This window comes from Vreelandella sp. V005 (assembly GCF_052645115.1).
The window spans coordinates 329,569-341,547 of the sequence record NZ_JBQXYA010000002.1; the positions used below are offsets into that span (position 1 = coordinate 329,569).

The following is an 11,979-nucleotide window of genomic DNA, read 5'->3' on the forward strand; positions in this document are numbered from 1 at the left end:
AAAATAAGGAAACGTCATGCGTATTTCATGGTTATTTAGCATAGCAGCGGTCTGCGGTCTGTTCAGTCAGCCGTTATTGGCCGCCAGTGATAATGGTATTGAGCACTTAACCAGCGAGTCCAACTTCGACACCGTCATTGAACAACTCCATGCAGCATTAGAAGAAAAAGGACTCAATGTAATGGCAACGGTAGATCATGCTCAAAATGCCGCTAACAACGATCTTGAGTTGCCGCCTACCACGACGTTTATATTTGGTAATCCCAAAGCTGGCACGCCGATGATGCAGTGTCAGGGAAGCGTGGCGCTTGATTTGCCGCAAAAAATGGTCGTTCGCGAAACGGACGATGGCGTTCGTCTCGAGTGGAACGATCCGCACTACTTGGCAGAGCGCCATGGGTTAGAAGAGTGCGACCTGACGCTAGACAACGTAGCGGGCGTATTGCAGGCGGTTGCCGAGAGCGCTGCCGAGTAAACTCGCTGAACGTTAGCTAGGTGAGGCTGTCAACCAGCCGGATGGCAGCGCATAATAGTGCACGTTCAACGATTTAGGATTCAAAAATGTCAGAAAAAATTTACTGTATCGCCGGTTTTAAACCCAAGTCAGGTAAAGAAGAAGCAGTGTTTAAAGCGCTTCAGTCATTAGAGCCAAACACCCACCGCGAAGATGCGTGCATTCATTACACCGTCACGCGCCAGATCGACAACCCCTTTGCCCAGGGCACCAGTTATCCAATCGTTTTTCACGAGATTTGGGCCAGCCGTGAAGAGTTTGAAGCGCACTGCCAGCGCAAAGAGATTCAAGACTTCTTCGCCAAGCACGTTGAGTCACCCGATGGTGATATTGAAGATGCTAACGTGTGCGTTTACACCGATGAGCCATGGAATTTTGACGCGCCCAAGGTATAGCCCCAGCGTGTAGAATAGGCTAACGAGCTGAACGGAAAAAGGAGCCAACATGACCGATAAAAAGATGAATGTCGAAAGCTTTAACCTGGATCACACCAAGGTCAAAGCCCCGTATGTGCGTTTAGCCGACATCAAAGAAGGCCAAAACGGCGACCGCATCCACAAGTATGATCTGCGGATCTGCCAGCCCAACAAAGAGCACATGGAGATGCCCGCGCTGCACTCGCTTGAGCATTTGATGGCTGAGATGTCTCGCAACCATACCGATAAAGTCGTTGATATCAGCCCAATGGGCTGCCAAACCGGCTTCTACATCGCGTTGATTAATCACGACGATTACGATGGCGTGATTACTATCATCGAACAAACGCTCAATGATGTGTTAGAAGCTACCGAAGTACCCGCCTGTAATGAAATGCAGTGCGGCTGGGCTGCCAGCCACAGCCTGGAAGGGGCTAAGGAGCTTGCGCGCAACCTGCTAGCCAAGCGCAACGAGTGGACTGAGGTGTTCGCTTAAGCCTTACTTAACTGCACGTACGTTGTAAGCTGAACGCCTCCTGGGGATCTATTACCCAGGAGGCGTTTTTATAGCCAGGGTATTTAACAGATGAAAAGGCTAACCAACGATGACATGCTGGCACAGCGCACGCATTTCCCACCGGTGAGGCATTGATATGCTGTTAGACACGTGGCTTTTATACCTGGCCGCCTGCATTGGCCTTTCGCTTTCGCCAGGGCCCAACGGTCTGTTAGCGCTCACTCATGGTGCGCTGCATGGCAGCCGTAAAACACTGTTTACCATCATCGGCGGTGCCACAGGGTTTTTTCTCATTATTGCCTTGTGCATGTTTGGGATTGGCGCGCTGCTTAAATCGTCGCTGGTGTGGCTAACGGTGCTGAAATGGGTCGGTGGGGCCTATTTGATCTGGTTGGGGATTCAAGTGTGGCGATCGCCGGCGATAACGGGCGAGCTTGATGAGAATGCAAGCCGAACGAGCGGGTGGTATCTGTATCGCCAGGGTGTGCTGGCATCGATTACCAATCCCAAAGTACTGCTGTTCTTTAGCGCCTTTCTCCCCCAGTTTATCGACCCGCAAGGCAGTTTGATGCTGCAGTTTTTCGTGCTGGCAGGCACCTTTGTGATGATCGAATGCGTCGTGGAAGGTCTTCTTGCCAATATGGCCAACCGCATTCGCCACTGGCTAAAACGCGTCGGGCGTGGGTTTAACCGCACCTGCGGCGGTATTTTCATCGCCATTGGCGCGGCGTTACCGTTAAGGACATAAATTCAGTTAACGGAGTTGGCGAGTGTGCAATAGATTACCATTGACATCTATATACGATGCTCCTATAAACCCGTGACAACCCATCACCTTAGGCCCTCATGTTCCTCTTAGTCACGATTGCTACCCTTTCAATCGCGTTCTCGTTTTTATGTTCCATCCTTGAGGCGGCGCTTCTTTCGATTACGCCTAGCTATATTGCTAAGCAGAAAGAAGACAACCCCAAGCTACACGCTTCACTGACCAAGCTGAAAAGTAATATTGATCGTCCCCTTGCGGCTATTCTGACGCTCAATACGATTGCTCATACCGTTGGCGCCACAGCGGTAGGTGCTCAAGCGGCGGTGGTGTTTGGTGAAGCGTCGATTGCTATCGTCTCGGCAGTCATGACGATGCTGATTTTGATTCTGTCGGAAATTATTCCGAAGACCATTGGGGCTACCTACTGGCGTGGCTTATCGCCTTTTCTACCGCGTCTGTTAAAGCCGATGATCGTATGTCTGCTGCCCTTCATCTGGATGTCTGAACAGATTACGCGACGCCTAGGTAAGTCAGAGCACGATGTCGACCTGCGCGATGAAATTAAAGTGCTGGCGCGGGTTGGCTTAGAAGAAGAAGTATTGGATGCGGATGAATCGCGCACCATAATTAATATGCTTAACCTGCACGATATCCTGGTAAGCAAGGCCATGACGCCTCGTACGGTTTGTGTCACGGTGCTGCCGAATATGACCGTGGCAGAGTTTGATGAGCAGTATGGCAAAGCACCCTTTACACGTTTCCCCGTGATGGACAACGGAGAACAAGCCTTTGGCTATGTGCATAAAGCCGATATGTACCATGCAGACGACGTGAAAACGATGCGCGAGCTGATGCATCCGATTGGTAGCGTAGATGTGTCTCACAATGTTGAGCAGGTGTTTACCTCTATGCTCAAGGATCACCTCCACATGCGAGTGATCTACGACGAGCACGGCACCTTTTTGGGCTTAATTACGCTTGAAGACATTATCGAAACCATTCTGGGACAGGACATTGTCGATGAGACCGATAATGTAGCTAACTTGCGGCATTACGCGAAACAGCAATGGATCAAGCGCGTTAAGCGCAATGGTAAGAGCGAAAAACCGGTGGAATAGCCCTATTCATTGGTGTTAGTGGTATGCGGCGCCTCAGGGCGCCGTTTTGCTTTTTACCGCTAATTTTTAACTCTCGTTTTCCCCCTATTTGCTTATTCACTGTTTTGGTGTTTTCTGCGCTTGATGATGCCTGTGAACATTGTGGTACCACTGGCTGTCTTAGCACTGAATGTTCTATAGTGAGCGTGTTGAAAGGCAAATAAGATATTAGGGCGTCTATCGCCCATTAAGGAGGAAACATGTCATTACGCATCAATGCCGTTGTACCTGATTTTGAAGCGGAAACGAGCCATGGCCCCATTCGCTTTCACGACTGGATTGGCGACAGCTGGGCGATTCTGTTTTCGCACCCCAAAGACTTTACGCCGGTATGCACGACGGAATTTGGTGCCGTCGCGCAGCTAAGTGCGGAGTGGAAGAAGCGCGGTACTAAAGTGATCGGTGTTTCCGTGGATGGTGTTGAAGACCACAAACGCTGGGGCAATGATATCCAAACCGTCAGCGGCAGCGAGGTAGATTTTCCTATCATCGCCGATGACGGCTTAACGGTATCAAAGCTCTATGACATGCTGCCGGAAGATGCCTACCTGCCCGATGGCCGTACGCCCGCCGACAGCGCAACGGTGCGCTCGGTATTTATTATCGGGCCGGATAAGCAGTTGAAGCTTTCGATGACTTATCCAATGACCGTAGGGCGCAACTTTGCAGAGATTCTACGCGCGCTGGACGCACTGCAGACCACGTCGAAACATGGCGTTGCGACTCCGGCCGATTGGACCATAGGCCAGGACGTGATTATTCCGCCTAGCGTTTCTGACGCGGACGCTAAACAGAAGTATGGCGAGTACGAAACGGTGCTGCCTTACCTGCGTAAGACGCCATTGCGTTAATAGAGTCATATAAAAGCGAAAAGCCAGCGCCTGTGCGCTGGCTTTTGCATGTAGCATCAAGCGGACTCTAGCGCCAGTCGTTCAATCGACGTTGAAACACTACGCGCCCCGGTGAGTATCTCATTAACGATGATCTCGATTTCACCGACGCTAGCTTGGCTCGATTGCCCCTGCTCGACTACTTGCTGCATAGCCTGAGTCGTTCGTTCCACCAAGGCGCTGTTCTCTTTCAGCACCCGGGTAATATCCTCCACCGCTTCGCTAGAGCCTTTGGCCAAGCGACGCACTTCGTTAGCTACCACCGCAAAACCGCGCCCCTGTTCACCCGCACGCGCTGCTTCTACCGCGGCATTAAGCGATAGAAGGTTGGTTTGGTTAGCGATACGTGCAATCGATTCAGTAATGCTATTAATACTCTGTGCCTGATTGTTAAGTGCGGCGATTAGCTGCTGTGCTTCCGCCAAGGTTAACGCCGCTTGTTCAGAATCGCGTACCACACGCTGTAGATGGCTAAGGCCGCTTTGGGCGATCTGCTCTGTTTGAGAGGAGGTGCTTTGAGCGGCAGTAACGGCGCGGTTCGCTGATTCAGCTGCCTCGACGGAGCGGGTAATATCGGTAGCAAACTTAACCACCTTAACGACATTGCCATCGCTATCTTGAATGGGGTTATAAGTCGCTTCCAGCCAGACGCTTCTGCCATGCGAATCCAAACGCTCAAACTTGCCTTGCATATACTCGCCCTGAGCCAGTCGCTCCCAGAAACGCGGGTTGGTTTGCGCGAACTCAGCGGGACAAAACATCCGGTGGTGCGCACCTACTAATTCTTCATTTCGATAGCCCATCGCCTGCTCAAAGTTTCTGTTGGCATTAAGAATTTCACCACTCGGAGTAAATTCAATGACCGCCATGGAGCTATTTAATGCCGCTAAGACAGCATTTTTGCGCTCCGCCTCTTGGTGAGCCGTAGTGACGTCGTTGGCAATCTTGATAATCGAAGTCACCTTGCCGAAACGATTAGTGATCGGTAAGTAAGTAGCCTCTAGCCAAACCTCAGCGCCATGGGCATTAGAACGCCGAAAGCGCCCTTGCTGACTATGCCCTGCGGCCAGTGTTTCCCAAAAAGTTCGATATTCAAGGCTATTGCTCTCTTCAGGGAAACAGAAAATTCGGTGGTGCTGCCCTTTTACTTGGTCAAGAGTGTAGCCGACCGTGGTTAGGAACTGCTCACTTGCCTTTTGAATAGTTCCCGTAGGCGTAAAAGTGATACAAGCAGTGTGCTGATGAAGTGCACTATGTAAACCATTAGCAACTAGAAATGTGAGCATGGCTAATCCTTTTAACGTGGCGATACAAATCTTGTGTATAAGGTTCGTGCAATCCTGGTGTGCAAGTATCTAAATGACACATAATGTTGCATTTGTGAGAGTGCCGGTGTTTTTTGATGATTTTCTTCAATTATTCAGTGGCTTAAGATGAATGGCACTATTTAGTAGACGTAGATGCTGGCAACTGAAATCCAGTATGTTCACGTGATTTGAGCAAGCAATCAGAGCTATTCATATCGAGTTAAATCTATCGCATAATTTCCGTACAATTATTATTGTAGTGCAATGGCTACGGAAAAGCACTGCTATGTATATGATGGGTACAATGTTTTAGTTGAGCGTAGGCAAAAGTTCGCTGTTTAGAGAAGCGAATCAGGAGAGAACAAGGCTGTGTCGTGGCTAGCCGAAAAACTAATCGTCTAATGTTTTGCGGGAAGAGAGTAGCGAGGCAGGGTAGTGGGCGCTAATGTTGTGCAATAGATCGAATTGGCGAGCGCAGTGACGGCAATCCCGGCACATGGAAAGGTGAAGGCGAAGAGCCATCTTTTCACGCAATGTTAATATTTTGTCCTGCCTTAACGACATCAGCCCAGTGGCTTCGCGGCACATAAGCATATTAATTTCCCTCCGGCTAGTTGAGCCAACCATGATCCAAGCACTCTCTTAGCCGCAAACGCGCACGGTGTAAGATAACCCAGCAGTTGGTTTCGGTAATGCCGATTTCCTTACAGATATCTGTCGTCGAGAGTCCCATCAGTTCACGCAGGGTAAAAACACGGGCGATGCTATCGGGCAAGGCAATTAGACAAGCATCGAATACTTGCCAAAAACGCTGGTTTTCCAGCACCTGTTCGGGCTCTCCCCAGTGGCTGGGGCGCGCATTGATCTGCCAGTGGCCGTCACTTTGGAATAGGCGATCAAGGGTATCGTCATCCAGGTGCTGATCCATCGGCTGCCAGGTACTTTGGCGGCGCTGTTGGCGTAGTTGATCCATAATTTTGAATTTCAGAATACCGAATACCCAGGTTTCGAACTCGGAGCGACCTTCAAACGTGGCACTTTTCTCAAAAGCCGTCAGCAATGTTTCCTGCACGGCATCTTCCGCGGCGGTGGCATCGCGCAGCTGCAAGCGCGCAAACGCCACCAAACGCGGCCTTAACTGGGTAAAGTGGGCAGCTGCTAACATCGCGGTGAGTGGCACGTTAATCCTTTGTAATAAGTGCTTTCTAAGAACACGTTTACATCGTCCTGATGAGACGATCATTATTTTATTCATGCGGTGCTAGTGCGTTAAAGTACGTGCTGATAACACGTTAGACAATAGCGTGTCGTTCTGTTTCATCTCTTTCTAATTGCCAATTGGGTTAATGCTGTCCATGGAAAATACGTTGTTATTAGGGTTTTTGGGCAGCTTAACGGCTGGGCTACTGACTGCCGTCGGCGCATTGCCAGTGCTGTTGGGCAAAACGCCTAGCCGTGGTTTTCGCGATTTGGCGTTGGGTTTCGCGGCGGGCGTCATGCTGGCGGCGTCTTTCTTTTCGCTGATTATTCCTGCCCTGGATGCTGCGGAGATCTATTACTCAGGTGGCCCTGTGCCCGCAGCGATTGTGTGTATCGCTATTTTGTTGGGGATGGGCGCGATTGCGCTACTTAACGAACACCTTCCCCATGAGCATTTTGCCCAGGGCCGTGAGGGGCCAGAAGCTGCCTCACTGCGCCGGGTATGGTTATTCGTGTTTGCTATCACTATTCATAACCTGCCGGAAGGCATGGCGGTAGGCGTTGGCTTTGGCGCCAATGGGCTAGATGGCGGCATGCCGCTGGCAATCGGTATTGGCCTACAGAATATGCCGGAGGGGCTAGCCGTCGCGGTTGCGTTGATGGGCGAAGGTTACTCAAAGTGGCGCTCATGGTCGATTGCCGCCTTAACGGGCTTGATCGAACCCATTGGTGGGCTGTTTGGCGCCAGCATTGTCAGCGTGTCGCAAATCCTGCTGCCCTGGGGACTGGCTTTTGCTGCGGGCGCCATGCTGTATGTCATCAGCCATGAAATCATCCCCGAGACCCACCGCTGTGGGCATCAGAAAAAAGCCACTTTCGGTTTGGCGATGGGCTTGGTGATTATGCTGTTCCTGGATGTATGGCTCGGGTAAGTGTGTCGTTCAGTGAGTTCAACGCAGCGCCTCCGCACCGCCGTGCGGACCGGTCTGCTTGCACAGACGATGGTCACTCAGTACATCAATAATATGGCAGTGGCCCACATTGCCCCCCGCACATTGATTAATCATTCGCTGTAGCTCGTCGCGCACCGCGGTGAGCCTTGCGAGCCGTGCTTCCACTTCTGCTAGATGACGCTTGGCCAGTGTATCGACCTCATCGCAGGGCATGGTCGGTTGATCCGCCATTTGTAACAGCTCACGTACCGCCTCTACCGAAAAGCCGAAATCACGCGCATGGCGAATAAACGTTAAGCGGCGGATGGCAGCTGTGGTATAGCGCCGCTGATTGCCTTCATTGCGTGGTGCCGAAGGCAACAACCCTATATGTTCGTAATAGCGTACCGTTTCTGGCTTGCAGCCGGATTCACGGGCCAGCTCGCCAATGCCGATATAACGCGCCGTGGTGGCTGGTTCTGGAGTTTGCATGTTCATGGCTTGAACCTCTAGTCGCTACAGGTATTACGCTATCCCTAAAATAGTCGAACTGGGAGCGCCATGCGATGACTCATACAACAGTGAACCCCCCACAAGCGTCGGCCGAGCCTACTACCTGGCGCGTGCAAGGTATGGATTGTGGTGGCTGCGAGCGTAAAGTCGAAGCGGCTCTGGCGCGTTTGAAACATGTCGAACAGGTTTCTGCGAGTGCTGTTGCCGGCTCGGTACGATTGACCGCGCCGCCTGGGAAAGCGCTGCCCCATGCCGAGATAGAGTCGACCATCACTGCATTGGGGTACCAGGTCGTTGATGAGGCGGCGGACACGTCTGAAGCGACAACACATACGCCTTGGTGGGAAACACCTAAAGGGCGTTTAGTGCTTGTCAGCGGCGCATTACTGGCACTGGCTTGGGCACTCAAATTTGCCTGGCCTAGCCTGGGCACTTGGCCGTTTGTTGCCGCGACGGTGGTTGGCCTTGTGCCGATAATTCAGCGCGCTGGGCAGGCGCTGAAGATGGGGAATCCGTTCACCATTGAAATGCTGATGAGCATTGCCGCCCTGGGGGCGCTTGGGATTAACGCTGCCGCCGAAGCCGCTGTCGTGGTGTTTCTATTTGCAGTGGGTGAAATGCTGGAAGGGGTGGCCGCTGCCCAGGCCCGGCGCAGTATCGCGGCGCTTTCAAAGCTAACGCCCTCGACTGCACGACTGATGGAGCAGGGCGAAGTGCGCGAAGTCGCTGCCGCTTCGCTTGAGCCCGGTCAGCGAGTGCAGGTACGCCCCGGCGACCGGTTACCCTGCGATGGGCAAATCATTACCGGTCGCTCATCAATCGATGAGTCACCGGTCAATGGTGAGTCGGTGCCTCGTGAGCGTGGTGAAGGAGAGGGAGTCTTTGCAGGCACCGTTAATCTGGACGGTGTGCTTGAGATCAAAGTCACCCAAAGCGCTGAAAACAACACTATCGCCCGAGTGATCAAGCTGGTGGAAGAGGCTCAGGCGGCCAAAGCGCCGGTAGCACGTTTTATCGACCGCTTTGCTTTTTACTACATGCCCGCGGTCGTGGGGGTGGCCCTGTTGGTTGCTATCGTGCCGCCGTTAGTTTCACCGATGCTGTGGTCAGAATCTATCTACCGTGCGCTGGCATTGCTGCTGATTGCTTGCCCCTGCGCGCTGGTGATTTCGACCCCCGCGGCCATTGCCGCTGGGTTATCGGTCGGCGCGCGCAATGGCCTGTTGATGAAGGGCGGCGCGGTATTAGAGCAGTTAGGCAAGCTGAAACGCGTCGCGTTGGATAAAACCGGTACGCTAACCGCGGGCATGCCTACCGTCACCGATGTCGAGAGCTTTGATACTGACGGTGGTGTCGATACCAGAAATGTTGATAAAAACAGCCTTGACGAAATCGTGCGTCTTGCTGCTGCCCTTGAACAGGGCTCCAGCCACCCGCTCGCTGTGGCGATTAGTGACTATTTTCAGCAGCAGGGGTTGCCGACGCCTGTTGTGCAAGAGGGTCGCGCGCTGGCCGGGCAGGGTGTTGCCGGGCAGGTGGAAGGGCGTTCATTAAAGCTGGTGAGCCCACGCGCTGTGCAATCACTAGCACTTCTTTCTGGCGATCTAAAAGCCCGCATTGCCGCGCTGGAAGCCCAGGGCAAAAGCGTGGCCGTATTGATTGAAGTAGAGAGCGAGAACGAGCGCCCGTTAGGGTTAATGGCGCTCCGAGACGAGCCCCGGGAAGATGCTCGTCAAGGCCTTGAGGCGTTAGAGCGCTTAGGCGTTCAGGCGGTCATGCTTAGCGGTGACAATGCCCGCACCGTAGCCGCCATTGGTGAGCAGTTGGGTATCGAAGCCGAAGGCGAGCTGATGCCCGAAGATAAAGCCCAGCGTGTGCGCGAGTGGCAGGCGCAAGGGGGTGGGCCGATCGGTAAAGTGGGCGATGGCATTAACGACGCCCCGGCGCTGGCAGCGGCGGAAGTAGGGATCGCGATGGGCAGCGGTACCGATGTGGCGCTTGAAACTGCCGATGCCGCGCTACTTAAAAATCGCGTAACGGGCATTGCTGAAATGATTGCGCTCTCGCGAGCGACCATGCGCAATGTAAAAACCAACGTGGCGCTGGCGCTAGGCTTTAAAGCCTTGTTTTTGGTCTCTACAGCGCTGGGTATTACCGGTATGTGGGTAGCCGTAATGGCGGACACTGGGGCGACCGTGCTGGTCACCCTCAATGCGCTGCATTTGTTGCGCTATCGCTTTAACGATGTTTAAAACAATCCCCGTTAACGTTGGACGAACTAACCCTGTACGTATTCGACTAGCGCCTGGGCAAAGGAGTCGGTGCTACCGGTGCCGCCCATGTCAGGGGTCACCATGTCGCGGCGGGTTTCCAGCACGGTACGAATCCCCTGGCGGATGGCGTCGCCTTTTTCGTTCATGCCGAGGTGGTCGAGCATTTGGGCTGCGGCCAGCAGTAGGGCGCAGGGGTTGGCTATGTTTTTGCCTTCGATATCTGGTGCCGAGCCGTGGACGGCTTCAAAGATCGCGGCCTTCTCGCCGATGTTGGCACCTGGTGCCAGGCCCAAACCGCCCACCAAACCTGCACACAGGTCAGAAAGAATATCGCCAAACAGATTGGTGGTGACCACTACATCAAACTGATGCGGGTTCATCACCAACTGCATGCAGGCGTTATCGACAATCATCTCCTGGAATTCGATCTCAGGGTACTCTTTGGCGATCTCCCGCGCGACATCCAGGAACAGCCCCGAGCTGGTTTTGATGATGTTGGCTTTATGGACGGCGGTGACTTTTTTGCGGCCATTGTTTTTGGCCAGCTCAAAGGCATAACGCACAATACGTTCGGAGCCTTTGCGGGTGACTTTAATAACTGAAATGCCGGTATCACCATCTTCGATCATCTCTTGACCATCGGAGAGATATGCGCCTTCGGTATTTTCGCGCACCGTAATCATGTCGATATCATCATAGCGCGAGCGAGTACCGGGGAAGCTGATCGCCGGGCGCACGTTGGCATAAAGATCAAAGTGGCGACGCAGCTGTACGTTGATCGAAGAGAACCCTTTGCCGATGGGCGTCGTGAGGGGGCCTTTTAAGGCAATACCGTATTTCTCAATGGCATCCAGCGATTCTTGAGGAATCAGCGTGCCGTGCTTTTCAAGGGCGCCTAAACCCGCATCAATATGCTGGTAAGTTAAGCCGCAATCTAGCGCGTCAAGGACACGCAGCGTGGCATCCATTATTTCGGGGCCGATACCGTCGCCTTTGATGACTGCAATAGACTGGCTCATTGGCTGCTCCTCTTTAATCGGCAGGTGGGCTGCACGTGCCGCTTCAACGAAAATTGTTGGGACTGGGTAAGACGTCCTTTTCGAGCGTCATGGTACGCCAAATTGAACCTAGAGGGCACCCTGCTAAGGGCGTAGCACGGGTGCAGTTAGCGCTAATTGCTGGTAGAATCCTGCCGCTCTAACCGACGCGATGATTATTCGCGCTTTACTGACAGCAAGGCATAACAGTAATGACCTTTTCACGTTTATCGCAGGCAATGTCTGTTTCTGGGCTGATGACTCCGCCCTAGGTTGTTCCCCTCCTCAAGCGAAACGTCTAGACACATTCATTGTGTTGTCATGGCGTTGCGGCACGCTATTGCCATCCTTCCGCCGATTGGCGGGCCGAACCCTAGATTGCTCAAGCACTGGCTTATCCCTCTGATATCGCGCGTTGTGCGTGCGCCACTGTGTTGCGTCGAGGGTTTGTAAAATT

13 protein-coding genes are annotated in these 11,979 nt (G+C 52.9%); 8 read left to right on the forward strand and 5 right to left on the reverse strand.

The window, feature by feature from the left end:
- The first annotated feature begins 16 nt into the window (after positions 1 to 16).
- The 6 genes from ACUN8H_RS06735 (at position 17) to ACUN8H_RS06760 (ending at position 4,221) form a co-directional block, all read left to right on the forward strand.
- Complete coding sequence (locus tag ACUN8H_RS06735; protein WP_445531379.1) at positions 17 to 475, forward strand: DUF302 domain-containing protein; 459 nt, start codon at positions 17 to 19, stop codon at positions 473 to 475.
- A gap of 86 nt (positions 476 to 561) precedes the next feature.
- Positions 562 to 909, forward strand: a complete 348-nt coding sequence (locus ACUN8H_RS06740) for a putative quinol monooxygenase (protein ID WP_445531380.1) — start codon at positions 562 to 564, stop codon at positions 907 to 909.
- A 49-nt stretch (positions 910 to 958) separates the two neighbouring features.
- Positions 959 to 1,426, forward strand: coding sequence for an S-ribosylhomocysteine lyase (locus ACUN8H_RS06745; RefSeq protein ID WP_445531381.1), 468 nt, complete (start codon positions 959 to 961; stop codon positions 1,424 to 1,426).
- Between the two features lie 157 nt (positions 1,427 to 1,583).
- The gene (locus tag ACUN8H_RS06750; protein ID WP_445531382.1) at positions 1,584 to 2,195 is read left to right on the forward strand and encodes a LysE family translocator; all 612 of its coding nucleotides are present in this window, start codon (positions 1,584 to 1,586) and stop codon (positions 2,193 to 2,195) included.
- 98 nt (positions 2,196 to 2,293) lie between these two features.
- A complete protein-coding gene (locus ACUN8H_RS06755; protein ID WP_445531383.1) occupies positions 2,294 to 3,331 on the forward strand; it encodes a CNNM domain-containing protein in 1,038 nt (345 codons plus the stop codon).
- Positions 3,332 to 3,570: 239 nt separating this feature from the next.
- Complete coding sequence (locus ACUN8H_RS06760; RefSeq protein WP_445531384.1) at positions 3,571 to 4,221, forward strand: peroxiredoxin; 651 nt, start codon at positions 3,571 to 3,573, stop codon at positions 4,219 to 4,221.
- Between the two features lie 56 nt (positions 4,222 to 4,277).
- Here the strand turns inward: ACUN8H_RS06760 and ACUN8H_RS06765 are convergent, their stop codons facing one another.
- From ACUN8H_RS06765 to ACUN8H_RS06775, 3 genes are all read right to left on the reverse strand, one after another.
- The gene (locus tag ACUN8H_RS06765; RefSeq protein ID WP_445531385.1) at positions 4,278 to 5,546 is read right to left on the reverse strand and encodes a methyl-accepting chemotaxis protein; all 1,269 of its coding nucleotides are present in this window, start codon (positions 5,544 to 5,546) and stop codon (positions 4,278 to 4,280) included.
- Positions 5,547 to 5,957: 411 nt separating this feature from the next.
- The gene (locus ACUN8H_RS06770) at positions 5,958 to 6,161 is read right to left on the reverse strand and encodes a zf-HC2 domain-containing protein (protein ID WP_445531386.1); all 204 of its coding nucleotides are present in this window, start codon (positions 6,159 to 6,161) and stop codon (positions 5,958 to 5,960) included.
- A 16-nt stretch (positions 6,162 to 6,177) separates the two neighbouring features.
- A complete protein-coding gene (locus ACUN8H_RS06775; RefSeq protein ID WP_445531387.1) occupies positions 6,178 to 6,747 on the reverse strand; it encodes a sigma-70 family RNA polymerase sigma factor in 570 nt (189 codons plus the stop codon).
- A gap of 175 nt (positions 6,748 to 6,922) precedes the next feature.
- Here ACUN8H_RS06775 and ACUN8H_RS06780 point away from each other — a divergent pair, with 175 nt between their 5' ends.
- A complete protein-coding gene (locus ACUN8H_RS06780; RefSeq protein ID WP_445531388.1) occupies positions 6,923 to 7,699 on the forward strand; it encodes a ZIP family metal transporter in 777 nt (258 codons plus the stop codon).
- 18 nt (positions 7,700 to 7,717) lie between these two features.
- On the opposite strand, the gene ACUN8H_RS06785 is transcribed toward ACUN8H_RS06780, so the two are convergent.
- Positions 7,718 to 8,197, reverse strand: coding sequence for a MerR family transcriptional regulator (locus ACUN8H_RS06785; protein WP_445531389.1), 480 nt, complete (start codon positions 8,195 to 8,197; stop codon positions 7,718 to 7,720).
- A 68-nt stretch (positions 8,198 to 8,265) separates the two neighbouring features.
- On the opposite strand from ACUN8H_RS06785, the gene ACUN8H_RS06790 reads away from it, so the two are divergent.
- Positions 8,266 to 10,464, forward strand: a complete 2,199-nt coding sequence (locus tag ACUN8H_RS06790; RefSeq protein WP_445531390.1) for a heavy metal translocating P-type ATPase — start codon at positions 8,266 to 8,268, stop codon at positions 10,462 to 10,464.
- 26 nt (positions 10,465 to 10,490) lie between these two features.
- Here the strand turns inward: ACUN8H_RS06790 and ACUN8H_RS06795 are convergent, their stop codons facing one another.
- Entirely contained in the window at positions 10,491 to 11,504 is a 1,014-nt protein-coding gene (locus tag ACUN8H_RS06795) for an isocitrate dehydrogenase (protein ID WP_445531391.1), read from the reverse strand.
- Positions 11,505 to 11,979: the final 475 nt, after the last annotated feature.

Excerpts from the sequence above, each read along its gene's own strand:
- ACUN8H_RS06735 (WP_445531379.1), top strand. The coding sequence starts at position 17 with ATGCGTATTTCATGGTTATTTAGCATAGCAGCGGTCTGCGGTCTGTTC.
- ACUN8H_RS06740 (WP_445531380.1), top strand. The coding sequence starts at position 562 with ATGTCAGAAAAAATTTACTGTATCGCCGGTTTTAAACCCAAGTCAGGT.
- ACUN8H_RS06745 (WP_445531381.1), top strand. The coding sequence starts at position 959 with ATGACCGATAAAAAGATGAATGTCGAAAGCTTTAACCTGGATCACACC.
- ACUN8H_RS06750 (WP_445531382.1), top strand. The coding sequence starts at position 1,584 with ATGCTGTTAGACACGTGGCTTTTATACCTGGCCGCCTGCATTGGCCTT.
- ACUN8H_RS06755 (WP_445531383.1), top strand. The coding sequence starts at position 2,294 with ATGTTCCTCTTAGTCACGATTGCTACCCTTTCAATCGCGTTCTCGTTT.
- ACUN8H_RS06760 (WP_445531384.1), top strand. The coding sequence starts at position 3,571 with ATGTCATTACGCATCAATGCCGTTGTACCTGATTTTGAAGCGGAAACG.
- ACUN8H_RS06765 (WP_445531385.1), bottom strand. The coding sequence starts at position 5,546 with ATGCTCACATTTCTAGTTGCTAATGGTTTACATAGTGCACTTCATCAG.
- ACUN8H_RS06770 (WP_445531386.1), bottom strand. The coding sequence starts at position 6,161 with ATGCTTATGTGCCGCGAAGCCACTGGGCTGATGTCGTTAAGGCAGGAC.
- ACUN8H_RS06780 (WP_445531388.1), top strand. The coding sequence starts at position 6,923 with ATGGAAAATACGTTGTTATTAGGGTTTTTGGGCAGCTTAACGGCTGGG.
- ACUN8H_RS06785 (WP_445531389.1), bottom strand. The coding sequence starts at position 8,197 with ATGAACATGCAAACTCCAGAACCAGCCACCACGGCGCGTTATATCGGC.
- ACUN8H_RS06790 (WP_445531390.1), top strand. The coding sequence starts at position 8,266 with ATGACTCATACAACAGTGAACCCCCCACAAGCGTCGGCCGAGCCTACT.
- ACUN8H_RS06795 (WP_445531391.1), bottom strand. The coding sequence starts at position 11,504 with ATGAGCCAGTCTATTGCAGTCATCAAAGGCGACGGTATCGGCCCCGAA.